The organism is Streptomyces sp. NPDC034111 (genome assembly GCF_055575375.1).
The window spans coordinates 103,901-118,672 of the sequence record NZ_JBVIST010000010.1; the positions used below are offsets into that span (position 1 = coordinate 103,901).

General features: G+C 70.4%; 12 protein-coding genes. 8 read left to right on the plus strand and 4 right to left on the minus strand.

From position 1 onward, the window contains the following. Window positions 1–121 precede the first annotated feature (121 nt). Complete coding sequence (gene gntA / locus ACZ55A_RS22840) at window positions 122–853, plus strand: guanitoxin biosynthesis heme-dependent pre-guanitoxin N-hydroxylase GntA (RefSeq protein ID WP_468842906.1); 732 nt, start codon at window positions 122–124, stop codon at window positions 851–853. A gap of 59 nt (window positions 854–912) precedes the next feature. Here the strand turns inward: gntA and ACZ55A_RS22845 are convergent, their stop codons facing one another. The 3 genes from ACZ55A_RS22845 to ACZ55A_RS22855 are packed head-to-tail and all read right to left on the minus strand — an operon-like array spanning window position 913 to window position 4,502. Then, window positions 913–3,234, minus strand: a complete 2,322-nt coding sequence (locus ACZ55A_RS22845; protein ID WP_468842908.1) for an FtsX-like permease family protein — start codon at window positions 3,232–3,234, stop codon at window positions 913–915. 3 nt (window positions 3,235–3,237) lie between these two features. Then, a complete protein-coding gene (locus ACZ55A_RS22850; protein WP_468842910.1) occupies window positions 3,238–3,999 on the minus strand; it encodes an ABC transporter ATP-binding protein in 762 nt (253 codons plus the stop codon). Then, complete coding sequence (locus tag ACZ55A_RS22855) at window positions 3,996–4,502, minus strand: PadR family transcriptional regulator (RefSeq protein WP_468842913.1); 507 nt, start codon at window positions 4,500–4,502, stop codon at window positions 3,996–3,998. Before ACZ55A_RS22855 ends, ACZ55A_RS22850 begins: the two co-directional genes overlap by 4 nt. Window positions 4,503–4,674: 172 nt before the next feature. Between ACZ55A_RS22855 and ACZ55A_RS22860 the strand changes: the two genes are divergently transcribed. The 5 genes from ACZ55A_RS22860 (at window position 4,675) to ACZ55A_RS22880 (ending at window position 11,615) form a co-directional block, all read left to right on the plus strand. Beyond that, entirely contained in the window at window positions 4,675–5,946 is a 1,272-nt protein-coding gene (locus tag ACZ55A_RS22860; protein ID WP_468842916.1) for an ABC transporter substrate-binding protein, read from the plus strand. 216 nt (window positions 5,947–6,162) lie between these two features. After that, the gene (locus tag ACZ55A_RS22865; protein WP_468842919.1) at window positions 6,163–7,920 is read left to right on the plus strand and encodes a glycoside hydrolase family 13 protein; all 1,758 of its coding nucleotides are present in this window, start codon (window positions 6,163–6,165) and stop codon (window positions 7,918–7,920) included. A gap of 60 nt (window positions 7,921–7,980) precedes the next feature. Then, window positions 7,981–9,315 (plus strand): ABC transporter substrate-binding protein, encoded by a 1,335-nt coding sequence (locus ACZ55A_RS22870; RefSeq protein WP_468842922.1) that lies wholly within the window; start codon window positions 7,981–7,983, stop codon window positions 9,313–9,315. 18 nt (window positions 9,316–9,333) lie between these two features. Next, a complete protein-coding gene (locus ACZ55A_RS22875) occupies window positions 9,334–10,737 on the plus strand; it encodes an ABC transporter permease subunit (protein ID WP_468842925.1) in 1,404 nt (467 codons plus the stop codon). After that, on the plus strand, window positions 10,734–11,615 hold the full coding sequence (locus tag ACZ55A_RS22880; RefSeq protein ID WP_468842928.1) for a carbohydrate ABC transporter permease: 882 nt from the start codon (window positions 10,734–10,736) through the stop codon (window positions 11,613–11,615). The genes ACZ55A_RS22875 and ACZ55A_RS22880 overlap by 4 nt, the downstream gene beginning before the upstream one ends. Before the next feature lie 105 nt (window positions 11,616–11,720). On the opposite strand, the gene ACZ55A_RS22885 is transcribed toward ACZ55A_RS22880, so the two are convergent. Then, window positions 11,721–12,629 carry a PhzF family phenazine biosynthesis protein gene (locus tag ACZ55A_RS22885; protein ID WP_468842931.1) on the minus strand — a complete coding sequence of 303 codons (909 nt, stop codon included), beginning with the start codon at window positions 12,627–12,629 and terminating at the stop codon, window positions 11,721–11,723. Window positions 12,630–12,712: 83 nt separating this feature from the next. On the opposite strand from ACZ55A_RS22885, the gene ACZ55A_RS22890 reads away from it, so the two are divergent. Together ACZ55A_RS22890 and ACZ55A_RS22895 are read left to right on the plus strand one after the other, a co-directional pair. Continuing rightward, the gene (locus ACZ55A_RS22890; RefSeq protein ID WP_468842933.1) at window positions 12,713–13,618 is read left to right on the plus strand and encodes a LysR family transcriptional regulator; all 906 of its coding nucleotides are present in this window, start codon (window positions 12,713–12,715) and stop codon (window positions 13,616–13,618) included. A gap of 416 nt (window positions 13,619–14,034) precedes the next feature. Continuing rightward, window positions 14,035–14,754: a CAP domain-containing protein gene (locus tag ACZ55A_RS22895; protein ID WP_468842936.1), complete on the plus strand. Its 720-nt coding sequence runs from the start codon at window positions 14,035–14,037 to the stop codon at window positions 14,752–14,754. Window positions 14,755–14,772 lie beyond the last annotated feature (18 nt).

The following is a 14,772-nucleotide window of genomic DNA, read 5'->3' on the forward strand; positions in this document are numbered from 1 at the left end:
CCGCTTTATGTCTTGCCGAGTGGACACCTACCCCGCACTGTCGATTCCGACAGCTCGTTGATCACCCGCATCACGTGCACCACACGCATCATCTCCATCGCCACCCAGGGAAGACGCCGCCATGAGCACCGAACGCGACAATGCTGAGCACCACGAACGACAGGCCGTCCTGCGCACCGAACTCGAACGGTTCATCCAGACCCGGGAGTTCAGCTGCCTGGGTGCCCGCGCCGCGCTGAAACGCGACAGCATCACGCACCGGCACTACCGAAGAATGGGCGAGGCGGCATCGGCCGAGGAGCACCAGCGCGACCTTGTGGAGTACGTCGAGGAAGTACGGCCGCTGCTGTCCGACCAGAGCTTCCGCACCTTCGTCGCGACCTTCGACGAGCCGGGGCCGGTGGACGAACTCGCCTACGAACGGCTCATATGGCAGCACCTTCAGCTCATGCACGACATCGACAGCCGGACGTTCGGCCTGGACACCGGGGCCACGTCCGACCCCGGCCTGCCCAACTTCGGCTTCCACGCGGGCGGGCACGCCTTCTTCGTCGTGGGGATGCACCCCGGCGCGTCCCGGGCCAGCCGGCGCTTCTCCGCGCCGGCGATCGCCTTCAACTCCCTGACGCAGTTCATGCTCCTCGGGGAGAAGTTCTACTCGATGCAGGACGCGATCCGCAGGCGGGAGACCAAGAACAACGGGTCGGTCAATCCGAGTTTCACGGTCTACGAGTACGAACAGCCCGCGCGGCACTTCTCCGGGCGGTTCACGGAGGAAGACTGGGAGTGCCCGTACACCTCGCGGCACGCGCCGGCCACCGAGGACTTCACCAAGGGGCTGATGCACCGCTGAGGCAGCGATGCGGCGCCGGGGTGTGTGCGGGCGGTGCGGTGCGCCTCCGCCGGCTTGCGCTAGAGCACGTCCGAGGCCGAGTCCGCCAGTCGGCGGTGTGCCGCGCGGGCGGCCGGCAGGGCGGAGGCCGCCGCGGCGACGGTCACGGCGAGGGCGATGACCAGTGCCAGAATTCCGGCGGCCGGGCGCTGGGCGATGCCCGTGCCCCAGCCGCTCGTTTCGCCCTGGAGATCGATCAGCCACTGGGAGGCGAGGAGGCCGAGCGCGGTGCCGGCGAGCGCGGCGGCCAGGGTGATGAAGGCGGTGGCCGAGACGATGACGGCGGTGATCTGGCGGGGGGTGAGGCCGACGGCCCGGAGGGCGAGCAGGTCGCGGCTGCGGTCGCGTACGGCGGCCCCGACCGTTGTCGCCAGTTCCGCGAGTCCGATCAGGGTGAGGACGGCGATCAGGCCGGCGGCGACGCCGCGGATCGCCGTGAGCTGGTCGGCGGGGTTGGGGATCTGGCGTACTTCGAGGCGGCCGGCGGAGGCCTTGGTGAGGGTGTCGCGTACGGCGGCGGGGTCGGTTCCGTGGTGCAGGACCAGGTTGTAGAAGTCGGGGCGGGGCACGGGGGTGCCGGTGCCGTCGTCGCGCAGGGTGTCGAGGGTGGTGGAGATGACCCGGCCGGCGTCGGCGGTTTCGATGCTGCGGCCGACGATGTGCAGGACGTGCGGGCGGCCTGCGACGGTCATCCGGACCCAGTCGCCGACCTGTGCGTCGAGGAGTTCCAGCAGTCCGGCTCCGGCGACGGCCTCGTCCGGGCCGTGGACGAGACGGCCCTCCGCGAGGGCGATGGGGTAGGGGTGGGCGTCGGTGCCGAGGCCGCGCAGGGTGATCGTGCCGGTCTGGCCGGGGACGAGTGCCTGCACCTCGGTACCGGGGTAGGCCGTCAACTGGCGCTGTGAGGCGAGGAGTTGACGTACCTCTTGGTCGCCCAGCGAGTCCGAACGCGCCGTGAGGGCGGCGGCCAGCCCGACGCTTTCCGGGCGGGAGGTGAAGCGGTCCAGGGTGGTCCAGGTCCCCAGGGCGATGGTGATGAGCAGCAGGGGGACGGCGAGGCGGGCCACGGCCGCCCAGGAGCGCAGCGGGCGGTGGAAGGCACCGCGCCAGCCGAGGACCAGGGCGGGAGGGACCTTGAGGCCGAGGGCGCGGCGGGTCAGACGGGAGGCGCCGCCGCCGGTGGGCGCGGCGGCACGGGCGACCGGCACCGGTGGCACCCGGCCGGCGCGCCATGCGGTCAGGCAGGTCGCCGTGCCGATGAAGGCCACCACCCCGCCGCATACGGCGAAGGGCAGCCAGGTGTGCTCGGGGAGCTGCCCCCACAGGGCCGTCGCCTCCCCGATCCGGCCGGGGATCAGGGGGCCGAGCACCTGGGTGACCAGCGCTCCGAGGGTGACGCCCAGCAGCGCGAAGCCGAGGTGCAGGGCGAGGAACATCCGGACCACTTGGCCCGGTGTGAAGCCGATGGCCTTGAGGATGGAGATGTCGCGGAGGTGGCCGCGGATCCTGGTGCTGATGGCGCCGCCCACGGCGAGGGCGGCGGCGAGCAGGGCGCCGAGTCCGAAGAGGCCGAGCAGCCGGGCGAGCAGGCTGTTGTCGCCGGCGGCCTCGGCCTTGGCCTGGCGCCAGGTGGAGACGTCGGTGATCTGGTCGGCGCCGAGCTGGGTGACCGCCCGCTGGACGACGTAGTCGGTGTCCTCGGGGTGGGTGAGCTGGAGGCCGATGGTGCGGCCGCGCTGGTCGGCGCCCGCGTCGGAGGCGGCGAGGGTCTGCGGCAGCACCCAGGCCACGCCCGGGTTCTCGCCGGCCCGGAAGGGCGCTTCTGCGGTGTCGGCGACGCCCACCACACGCAGGGGTGCCGGGAAGCCGCCCAAGACGAGCGAATCGCCCGGTTTGGCCCATATTGCCCGAGCTACCGAGCTCTCCAGCACGATGCCCCGGGTGGAGCCCGCATCGGCGCTCCGGTCGAGCCAGCGGCCGGCGACCGTCTGCGGAGTGGCGGTGGCGGGGCGCTCCGGTGTGCCGCGCAGTTCGAGCGTCGCCCTGGCGCCGCCGGGCTGGAGGCTCGCGGTGGTGCGCACCGTGGGGAACGGCCCGGAGGTGGTGCGTACCTCGTCCAGTGCGGCGAGCGAGCCGGCGCGGGCACCGGCCTGGGCGTGGATCCAGACGTGGGCACCGGAGGACTGGGTGAAGATCCGCTGCCAGGGGTCGGTGGCGTAGGAGAAGAGGGCGCTGGCCAGCAGCAGGGAGATGGTGATTCCGGCGGTGGCCAGCACGATGAGCACGGCCGCGGGGCGGTGTGCTCTCAGATGCGCCTGGGTCCAGCGTGCTGCCGCTCGCACGGGTCAGTCCTGGAGCTTCAGTACGTCGGACACGCCGGCCGCGGGGCGGTCGGGTCCACTGCCGAGGTGTGCGTCGTCGAGGACCTGGCCGTCGAAGAAGCTGATCACCCGGTCCGCGGCGCTGGCGATCCTGGCGTCATGGGTGACCAGGAGGATGGTCTGGCCGCGCCGGTGGAAGCGGGCGAGCAGCCGCAGCACCTCCCGGGTGCCCTTGCTGTCCAGGCTGCCGGCGGGTTCGTCGGCGAGCAGCAGGCTGGGCGCGTTGACCAGGGCGCGGGCCAGCGCGACCCGCTGCTGTTCGCCGCCGGAGAGCTCGCCCGGCGTGCAGTTCGCCTTGGCCGCCAGGCCCAACTCGTCGAGCAGCTCGGTGCGGGCGGTACGAGCCTGCCGGGGGGAGCGGCCGGCCAGCAGCGCGGGGAGTTCGACGTTGTCGGCGACGGAGAGGTTGGAGACCAGGTTGAAGAACTGGAAAACGATGCCGATGTGGTGCCGGCGCAGCTCCGCCCAGCGGGCCTCGCTGTAGGCGTCGACCTGCCGGCCGTCGAGCCACAGGGCGCCGCTGTCGGGGCGGTCGAGGCCGCCAAGAAGGTGCAAAAGGGTGGATTTGCCCGCACCGGAGGGCCCGGTGACCGCGACGAATTCGCCGCGTTCGACGGTCAGGTCGACGCCCCGTACGGCGTGAACGGGCGCGGCGCCTTCCGGCCGGTAGCTCTTGACCAGGCCGGCTGCCCTCAAAATCGGACCGGACGGCTCGTCCCGGTTCATTCCAACTCCTCTTGACAACGCTCCAGCCAGTCCAGATCCGCCTGGAGATGCAGCATCGCGCCCTCGATCAGCAACTGCGCCACCGGGTTCCCCCGGTCCTCCACCGCCGCGAGTTTCGACAGGTCACGCATGGTGTTGAGGTAGTGGCGGCGCTGCTTGTTGATCAAGGCGATCTGGTCCGCGCGCCCGGTGCGGGAGGCGAGGGCGAGCTTCATGAAGAATTCGTCCCGTACCCGCGGTTCGGCGGTGGTCTCCTCGAACCATGCATCCACCGACTCCCGGCCCGCTGCGGTGATCCGGTATATGCGCTTGTTGGGACGGTCCGACTGCTCGACGTCCTCGCCCTCGATCAGGCCCGCCTTCTCCAGCCTGTTCAGGGTGACGTAGATCTGGCCGACGTTCGGCTGAGGGTATGCCGCGCCGAGGAGGTTCTCAAGGGCCTGTTTGAGTTCATAGCCATGTGCGGGTCCGCTGACCAACAATGCCAGGAGTGGCAGCCGCACGCTCTCCCTCTCCCTCCCCGCCCTACATGCCGGTTATGTGATCTCAGCCGGGTGTGAGCCGGTCGGTCGTCGTATCTTCCTGCGACATCTAGTATCCCGCATGGCTAACAGGTATACATGGGGCGGGCTGTCGGTCCAGTGTCCCGTCGACGCCTGGTTCAAGGAGGAGCCCATGCGGTGGAAGCGTGCCGCGGGAAGGGCTCTGCTGGTCTTTTCGCTACTGATCGCGGGCAGCGTGGGTGCGCAGGCCGGCGAGCCGCTCGGCGACCCGGACGGCCGCGGCCCGGTCACACTGGTGACGGGCGGCGACCTCACGGGCTATCTGCGCGGTGTCCTCGCCGGCTGGAACGCCCAGCACCCCGGCGAGAAGGTGACGCTGGTCGAGCTGCCGGACGCGGCCGATGAGGTCCGGGCCCAGATGGTCACCGAGCTGCGTTCGCACAGCGCCCGCTTCGACGTGCTGAACATCGATGTGGCCTGGACGTCGGAGTTCGCCGGCGCGGGCTGGATCAAGCCGGTGGAGAGCGGGAAGTTCCCGCTGGACCGTTTCCTGCCTCCCGTGGTCGACACCGCCACCTTCCGGGGGCGGCTCTACGCGGTCCCGTATGTGACCAATGCGGGGCTGCTCTACTACCGCAAGGACGTGCTCGACCGGGAGGGTGCCAGGCCGCCGCGCACCTGGGCCGAGTTGGCGCACCTGGCGAAGACGGTCGCGCCCAAGTACGGGCTGGACGGCTATGCGGGCCAGTTCCTGCCGTACGAGGGGCTGACCGCCAATGTCGTCGAGGCGGTGCAGTCGGCGGGCGGTTCGGTGCTCGCCGGTGAGGGCACACGGGTGACCGTGGACTCCCCCGCGGCCCGCCGGGGGCTGTCGTTCCTGCTCGACGGGGTGCGCGAGGGGTGGATCCCCGAACGCGCGCTGACGTACAAGGAGGAGGAGTCCCGCAGGTCCTTCCAGGACGGCCAGCTGCTGTTCCTGCGGAACTGGCCGTATGCGTACGCGCTGGCCGGCAGCCGGTCCTCGAAGGTGGCGGGGAAGTTCGGGGCGGTACCGCTGCCGGGCCCCGACGGGCCGGGCTCCAGCGCGCTGGGCGGCTCCAATCTGGCCGTCAACGCACACTCGCGCCATCCGGAGACGGCCGCCGACCTGATCTCCTATCTGACGTCCGAGCCGGTCCAGCGCCGGGTGCTCACCGAGGGCGCGCTGCCGCCGGTGTGGGCCGATCTGTATGCAGATCCGCAACTGGTCCGCCGGTTCCCGTATCTGCCGACGCTCAAGCGCGCCGTGCTGACGGCCCGGCCGCGGCTGAAGAGCCCGCGGTACGACCAGGTGAGCCTGGCGGTGCAGGCAGTCATGCATGACGCGCTGGTCCACCGGCTGAGCACGGATGCCACCGTCGCGCGTCTGGAGCGCGAGCTGCGGGCCATCGTCAGCCGCGGCTGACGCGTTCGCACCCTCCTCTTCCACCCCTTCTTAGTTACGTGTTAAGTACAGCCTCACGCTGGCTCAGTTCATATTTCCCCCCAAATCCGGGCATCCTGCGGCGATATTGAACCAGACCGTTGACACCTAAAAGACATGCCTACTTAACATGCATGCATAACCAGCGACTCCCCGCAGGCCGCACGGCATGCCCATGCAAGAACGGGATCACGGCAGATGCTCATCGCCACCGCAGACAACGGCTCCCCGGCCGAATCCGCGCCCTCGCTCTCCCTCCCCGACCCGGCCGCCCCCGCGCCGGGCACCGGGACCACGTCCCACGACACGGCTCAGCGCTGGTGGCGCGACGCGGTGATCTACCAGGTCTACGTCCGCAGCTTCCTCGACAGCACCGGTGACGGCATCGGCGATCTGGCCGGCGTCCGCACGGGGCTGCCGTACCTCAAGAAGCTGGGGGTGGACGGCATCTGGCTCAGCCCCTTCTACCCCTCCCCGCAGCACGACCACGGCTACGACGTCGCCGACTACCGCGATGTCGACCCGGTCTACGGCGACCTCACCGAATTCGACCAGCTGGTGGCCGACGCCCACCGGCTGGGCCTGAAGGTGCTGCTGGACATCGTCCCCAACCACTGCTCCAGCGAGCACCCGTGGTTCCGCGCCGCTCTGGAGGACGGCCCGGGCAGCGACACCCGGGCGCTCTTCCACTTCGCCGACGGGCGCGGGGCGGACGGTGAGCTGCCGCCCAACAACTGGCGGGCGATGTTCGGCGGCCCCGCCTGGTCCCGCGTCACGGAGGCGGACGGGACCGAGGGCCAGTGGTACCTGCACATGTTCACGCCCGAGCAGCCCGATCTGAACTGGCGCAACCCCGCCGTGCCCGCCGACTTCGACAAGGTGCTGCGCTTCTGGCTGGACCGCGGCGTCGACGGCTTCCGGATCGACGTGGCCGCGGGGCTCTTCAAGCACCCCGAGCTCCCCGACTCCCCCGACCCGTCGGCGGACGAGCGGACCCGCGACTCGGTCAACCCGCTGGCCTGGAACCAGCCCGAGGTGCACCAGGTGTGGCGCGACTGGCGCGCACTGTGCGAGGAGTACACCTCCCGCGACGGCCGCGACCGGCTGCTGGTCGGCGAGGTCTCCGTCCGCACCCCGAGCGAGCAGGCCGCCTACGTCCGGCCCGACGAGCTGCACCAGGCGTTCTTCTTCCACCTGCTGACCGCGCGCTGGGACGTCGACACCTTCCGCACGGTGATCTCCGAGGCGCTGACCGACATCGCGGGCACCGGCTCCACGGTCACCTGGGTGCTCAACAACCACGACCAGGTCCGGACCGTCACCCGGTACGCGACCGAACCCAGCGGCCTGCCCAGTGGCCTCGGGCCGGCGCGGGCGCGCGCCGCCGCACTGCTGATGCTGGCGCTGCCCGGCGCGGCGTACATCTACCAGGGCGAGGAGCTGGGCCTGCCGGAGGTCGTCGACCTGCCCGACGAGGTCCTCACCGACCCGATCTTCCACCGTACGGGCAGCCGGCAGCACATCCGCGACGGCTGCCGGGTGCCGCTCCCCTGGTCCGGGCACGCCTCCCCGTTCGGCTTCACCACGGGTACCGAAGCGGCGCAGCCCTGGCTGCCGCAGCCGGAGTGGTTCGCCGAACACGCCACCGACCGGGCGCTGGCCGACACCCGGTCGTTCTGGCACCTGTACCGCGAGGGGCTTCAGCTGCGCCGCAGTCTCCCCCAGCTCGGCGAGGGCTCCCTGCGCTGGCTCCCCTCCCCGCCCCAGGTCCTGGCGTTCGAACGAGGCGACGGCCTGGTCTGCGCCATCAACTTCGGAACCGAGCCGGTGGCCGCCCCCGCCCCCGGCGTCCCGCTGCTGGCGAGCGGCGACTGCCCCACGGGGACCCTCCCCGGGTCCACCGCCGCCTGGTGGATGCACGCGCCGGAGCCCGCGGCCGTGCCCAACCCCCGATAGCCCCACACCGCACACCCCTCCCCCCGACGCCCCGCTAGTCCTCCCGAAGGGAAACCCACCATGAGACGACCCTCAGTACGACACACCCGAGCCGCCCTCTCCGGCGCGGCCGTGCTCGGCCTGGCGCTGTCCGCCACCGCATGCGGCGGCGGAGTCTCCGCCGGTGGCGGCAAGCAGGAACTCAGCGGTCAGACCGTGACCGTGGCCGGCGTCTGGACCGGCGTGGAACAGCAGAACTTCAAGAAGGTGCTGGACGCGTTCTCCGAGAAGACCGGCGCCAAGGTGGTCTTCTCCTCCACCGGCGACAACGTCTCGACCGTCGTCGGCAGCCAGATCGAGGGCGGCAACGCACCCGACGTGGTGATGGTCCCGCAGGTCGGCGTGCTCCAGCAGTTCGCCAAGAAGGGCTGGCTGGCACCGCTTTCGGCGGAGATCGACGCCGAGGCCAAGCGCAACTTCGCGCAGGTGTGGAAGGACTACGGCACGGTCGACAACAAGTACTACGGCCTGTACTTCAAGGCCTCGCACAAGTCGACGGTCTGGTACAGCCCGGAGGCCTTCTCGCAGGCCGGGGTCAAGCCCGCCAAGACCTACGAGGACATGCTGAAGTCGGGCCGTACCCTCTCCGACTCGGGTGTGCCGGCCTTCTCGGTCGCCGGTGAGGCCGGCTGGCCGCTCACCGACTGGTTCGAGAACATCTACCTCTCCCAGGCCGGAGGGGAGAAGTACGACAAGCTCGCCGCCCACAAGATCCCGTGGACGGACTCCTCCGTGGTCAAGGCGCTGACCACCCTCGGCAAGCTCTTCGGCGACAAGAACCTGGTGGCCGGCGGCGGTTCGGGCGCCCTGCGCACCGACTTCCCCGAGTCCGTCCAGCAGGTCTTCGGCCCCGAGCAGAAGGCCGCCATGGTCTACGAGGGCGACTTCGTCAGCTCCCTGGTCACCGACGAGCTGCACAAGAAGGTCGGCGAGGACGCCAAGTTCTTCCCCTTCCCGGCGGTCGACGGTGGCAAGGCGCCGGTGGTCAGCGGCGGTGACGCCGCCGTGGTGCTCAAGGCCGGCAAGAACAAGAAGGCCGGCATGGAGCTGGTCAAGTACCTCGCCACGCCGGAGGCGTCGGCGATCTGGGCCAAGGCCGGCGGCTACATCTCCCCCAACAAGAAGGTGCCCGCGGGCGCCTACCACGACGAGGTCACCCGCGATGCGGCCAAGTCGCTGACCGGTGCCGGAAACACCGTGCGGTTCGACATGTCCGACCAGGCTCCCGCGGCCTTCGGCGGCACCCAGGGCGCCGGCGAGTGGAAGCTGCTCCAGGACTTCCTGCGTGACCCCTCCGACCCCGAGGCCACGGCCCACAAGCTCGAGGCCTCCGCGGCCAAGGCGTACGGAAAGTAAGGACCAAGGGCTCCAGCCATGCCTGCCACCACTTCAGCGGTGCCGCCCGCGACCACGCGCGGCGGCCCGCCCCACCCCCCAGGCGGCGCATCCCGCCGGACGGCCGCCCCTGCGCGGCGCGCCGTCCGGCGTCGCCGCCAGATCGCCGCGGTGTTCCTCTTCCCCGCTCTGTTGCTGCTGGGGGCGCTCGTCGCGTACCCCATCGTGTTCTCGATCATCCGCAGCATGTACGACGCTTCGGGTGACAGCTTCGTCGGGGTCGGCAACTACACCCAGATGTTCCAGGACCCGGCCACGCTCCGGGCCATCCGCAACAGCGCGATCTGGGTCGTCTTCGCCCCCGCGCTGCTGACCGGACTCGGCCTGGTGCTCGCCGTGCTGACCGAGAAGATCCGCTGGAAGACCGCCTTCAAGCTGCTGATGTTCATGCCGATGGCGATCTCCTTCCTCGCCGCCGGCATCATCTTCCGGCTCGCCTATGAGCAGGACCCCCAGCGCGGGGTGCTGAACGCGGCCACCGTCGGCATCCACAACAGCTTCCAGGGCGAGTCCGCCTCCTTCCCGACCGCCAAGGCGCGGCTGGGCGACAAGCAGCTGACCAAGCGGCCGGACGGCGGCTACCGCACGTCGCACCGCACCGACCCCGGCAACACCGTCAACCTCGGCCTGGTCGGTGTGGCGCCGAAGGACATGCCGCACGCGGCCAAGCCCGCGGCGCAGGCCGCCAAGGCCCCGGCCGGCAACGGTGAACTGCGCGGTGTGGTCTACCTCGACTTCACCCCCGGCGGTGGCGGCAAGCCCGGCACCGTGGACCGCAGTGAACGCGGGCTGCCGAAGCTCACCGTCGAGGCCGTCGACTCCCACGGCAAGGTGAAGGCCACGGCCACCACCGCGGCCGACGGCTCCTACCGGATCAGTGGTCTGGCTCCGGGGTCGTACGCCCTCCAGTTGCCCGCCAAGGACTTCGCCCCGCCGTACGAGGGCATCTCCTGGCTCGGCCCGGCCCTCATCACCCCCGCCATCATCGGCGCCTATATGTGGATCTGGACCGGCTTCGCCCTGGTCCTCATCGGCGCCGGGCTCTCCTCGATGCCGCGGGACGTGCTGGAGGCCGCGCGGATGGACGGCGCGAACGAGTGGCAGGTCTTCCGCCGGATCACCGTGCCGCTGCTCGGCCCCGTCCTGGGCGTGGTGTTCGTGACGATGGTGATCAATGTGATGAAGGTCTTCGACCTCGTCTACATCATCGCTCCCGGGCCCGTACAGCAGGACGCCAACGTCCTGGCCCTGCAGATGTGGCTGGTCTCCTTCGGCGGCGGCAACAACCAGGGACTGGGCAGCGCCCTCGGCGTCTTCCTGCTGCTCCTGGTGGTGCCGGCCATGGCCCTCAACATCCGACGCTTCCGCAGGAGCCAGTCATGACCACCGTCCAGCAAACCGCCACGCCGCGCAGGCGGTCCGCCGCCCGGCCGGCAAAGCGGGTCAGCCGTGCCGTGATCCAGCTGTTCCTGCTCGTCATCGGCCTGATCTGGCTCACCCCGGCTGCCGGCCTCTTCCTCTCCTCGCTCCGTACGGAGGAGGCGAACGCCAGCAGCGGGTGGTGGACCGCGCTGACCGCGCCCGGCCGGCTGTCGCTCGACAACTACGCGGCGCTGCTGAAGGACACGGGCATCGTCCAGGCCTTCTGGAACACCGTGCTGATCTCGGTGCCCACCACGATCGCCGTCGTGGCGATCGCGGCGCTGGCCGGATATGCCTTCGCCTGGATGGAGTTCCCCGGCCGGGACTGGGTCTTCCTGATCGTGGTCGCCATGCTGGTGGTGCCGATCCAGATCGGACTGCTGCCGGTGGCCAAGCTGTTCGGCTCGCTCGGACTGTTCGGCTCCATCCCCGGTGTGATCCTGTTCCATACCGCGTACGGTCTGCCGTTCGCCATCTTCCTGCTGCGCAATTACTTCGCGGAGATCCCCAAGGAGATGCTGGAGGCCGCGCGGATGGACGGCGGCGGGGAGTGGCGGATCTTCTCCCAGTTGATCCTGCCGCTGGGCCGCCCGGCCATCGCCAGCCTGGCCATCTTCCAGTTCCTGTGGGTCTGGAACGACATGCTGGTCGCCCTGCTCTTCGCGGACAACGAATCGCAGCCGCTGACGGTCGCCCTGCAATCGCAGATGCGGCAGTTCGGCAGCAACATCGGGGTGCTGGCGCCCGGCGCCTTCCTGTCCCTGATCGTGCCGCTGATCGTGTTCTTCGCGTTCCAACGGCACTTCGTCCAGGGGATCATGGCCGGTTCGGTCAAGTAGCTCCTGGTGTGACGCCCCCGGACATCGGGGCCCGCTGTGGTGGACAGCGGGCCCCGGCGCCCGGGGGCGTCTGCGTGTGCCGGGGTGCGGATCCTGCCCTGATGCCTACTGCTCCGGGTCCGGGAGGGGGACCGCCTGCCCCGTGACCCGTACGCGTGCGTCGTCGGGGTGCAGATCGACATAGAGGTCGCTGGGGCGGCCCATGTCCTCGCCCTGCCGGATGTGCACCCGCAGCGGCTCGGTGACCAGGCCCAGGGTGCGCAGATAGCCGCCGAAGGCCGCGGCGGCGGCGCCGGTCGCCGGGTCCTCGATGACACCGCCGACCGGGAACGGGTCGCGGGCGTGGAAGTCCAGGCGGTCCGGAGCCGCGCGGTGCACGAGGTGCACGGTGGTCCAGCCGTGGAGCCGCATGAGGTCGTGCAGCGCGTCGAAGTCGTAGTCGAGGGCGGCCAGTTGTTCCCGGCTCCGGACCGCGAGCACGAGGTGGTCGTTGCCTCCGAAGGCGATGTGCGGCGGGAGTTCGGGGTCCAGGTCGTCCAGGCTCCAGTGCAGCGCCCGCAGCGCCGGCTCGACCTGGGTGGCGTCGGCCGGGTGGGAGTGCGCCGGGACGCTGGTCAGGGTGGCGCGGAGCGGCCCGCCCCCGTCGTCGGTGGTCCCCACCCAGATCTCGCCCGCCGGGGTGTCGAAGACGAGTTCACCGGTTCCGGTCCGGGAGGCGAGGGCGACCGCGGTGGCGATCGTGGCGTGCCCGCAGAAGGCGACCTCGGCGCGGGGGCTGAAGTAGCGCAGCCGGTAGCGGCGGGCGGCGGGGTCATGGGCCGTGACGAACGCGGTCTCGGAGTACCCGACATGGGCGGCGATCGCCAGCATCTGCGCCTCGTCGAGCCCTTGGGCGTCGAGCACCACACCGGCCGGATTGCCCCCTGCGGGGTCCGTGGTGAAGGCGGAGTAGCGCAGTACGGCGGGGGCGGCGGCGAACGGGCGGGAAGCGGTGGGGGACTTCTGTGTGGTCATGGGTTCACCGTGCCACCCGTGGTCGATCGCGTCCAACGATGGTTCTTGCTGGAGCCCATCGGAGGGAGCGATAGCCTGCGCGGGTGGACACCAGACTTCTGCGGACGTTCGTCACCCTCGCCAGGGCGGGCAGCTTCACCGCGGCGGCCCGCTCGCTCCATCTCGCGCAGTCCACCGTCACCGTCCAGATCCGCACGCTGGAGCGGGAGTTGGGGGTGCCGTTGTTCGACCGGATGCCGTCGGGGACGGTCCCGACCCGCGCCGGACTGCGGCTGCTGGAGGAGGCCGAAGCGGTGCTCGATGCGGTGGCCAGGCTGCGCGCGACGGCCGCGTCCGGGCAGGGCGCGGCGGCGGGCGGACCGGTCGAGGGCGAGGTCGCGGTCGGCGCGGGTGATTCGCTGTGCTCCTCACGGCTGCCCGGGGTGATCGCCTCCCTGCGGCGTGAGCACCCCGGGCTGGACGTCCATCTGCGCGCGGCCGACACCGCCACTGCGGTGGACGGATTGCGGGCCGGCCGGCTCGACCTCGCACTGCTGCTGGAGCCGGAGGTCGGCGAGCCGGATCTGCTGGCCCGCAGGATCGCGAGCGAGCCGCTGGCGTATGTGGCGGCTGCGGGCCATCGGCTCGCCGGACGGGCGGCCGGCTGGGACGAGCTGGCGCAGGAGAGCTTCTTCGTGCACGAGGAGGGGTGTTCGTACAGCGACCGGCTCGTCCGCACGTTGCACGGCATGCCTGGTATACGCCCCAGAATCACCCGGTTCGGCAGTATTGATGCGGCCCGGTCGTGTGTCGCGGCGGGTCTCGGGCTGACCCTGCTCCCCCGCATCACGGTGGAACACCACCTGGCGGAGGGCAGGTTGGCGGTGGTGGAGGGCCCGGAGGCCGAGCCGGTGCCCGTCCAGCTCGTACGGCACCGCAGGCGGTGGGTGTCACCTGGCGCCCGGGTGGTGGCGGAGGAGCTGACGCGGGTCTTCGCCACGGGGCCCTGAGGCCGCCCTCGGCGCCCCCTGTGACATCCCTCATAACCGGCCGGGGCGGCAACTAGGCCAGGTAGTAGACCAGCGCCCTGGCGACATATGGGATTTGTCCGTCTTGATAGCGGAATTTCTCACACCGGCCGGAACGGCATTCCGCCCGTCCGGGACTTTCGTCCGCGCATTCGGCGTATAAGGCCTCCTGACGGACCAACAGGAATTCCCCGAAGATCCAGTGCGCAATCAGCACGGCATTACGCCGATGACAAGAGTCGGTGCCGACTACTAAGCGAGGTAGTACATACCTTTCTTGCCTTGCGTGAGAGCGGTCCCAAGAATGACGAGCCCCGGCATCTCCGCAGCTCAGAGGCGGCGCTCAGACCGATCCAGCCGCCCCTGGAGCTCTCCGCGCATATCGAGTGAGGTCACGGATGACGAAGCACCGCAGGACGAGGCATTACCGGAAGATAACCGTCGCCGCTATCGCCATAGGCGCCGTGGCCATTCCCTCCGCAGCCATGGCATGTTGGGGTGACCCGGGGCAGGAGGGGAAGCAGTCGTACGGCCACTGGAAGAGTGGCCAGGAGAAGAACGAGCACTGGAAGAACGGCCACTGGAAGCACGACCACTGGAAGCATGGACACCACCGGCCGGGGAAGGCCGGGGGCAGCGCGAAGCCGGCTGCGGGAGCATCGCAGACCCCCACCGCGTCCCCGAGCCCTTCGTCGACCGCCACCGCGTCCCCGAGCCCTTCGTCGACCGCCACCCCGGGGTCCAGCGCCACCGCCCGCGTGGTGGAGCTCGTCAACAGCGAGCGCAGCAAGGCCGGATGCTCGCCGCTGACCGTGAACGCAAAGCTGACAAAGGCCGCACAGGACCACAGTGCGGACATGGCGCAGCACAAGAACATGTCCCACACGGGCTCCGACGGCTCCTCCCCCGAGGACCGGATCAGCCGTGCTGGCTACAACTGGAGCGCCTACGGCGAGAACGTGGCCTACGGCTACTCCACCCCGGAGAGCGTGATGAAGGGCTGGATGTCCAGCCCCGGTCACAAGGAAAACATCCTCGACTGCTCGTTCAAGGAGATCGGCGTCGGTCTTGCGCAGCCCGGCGACTACTGGACGCAGGACTTCGGCACGGCCGGCTGACGGAGCGCCGGCACTCCG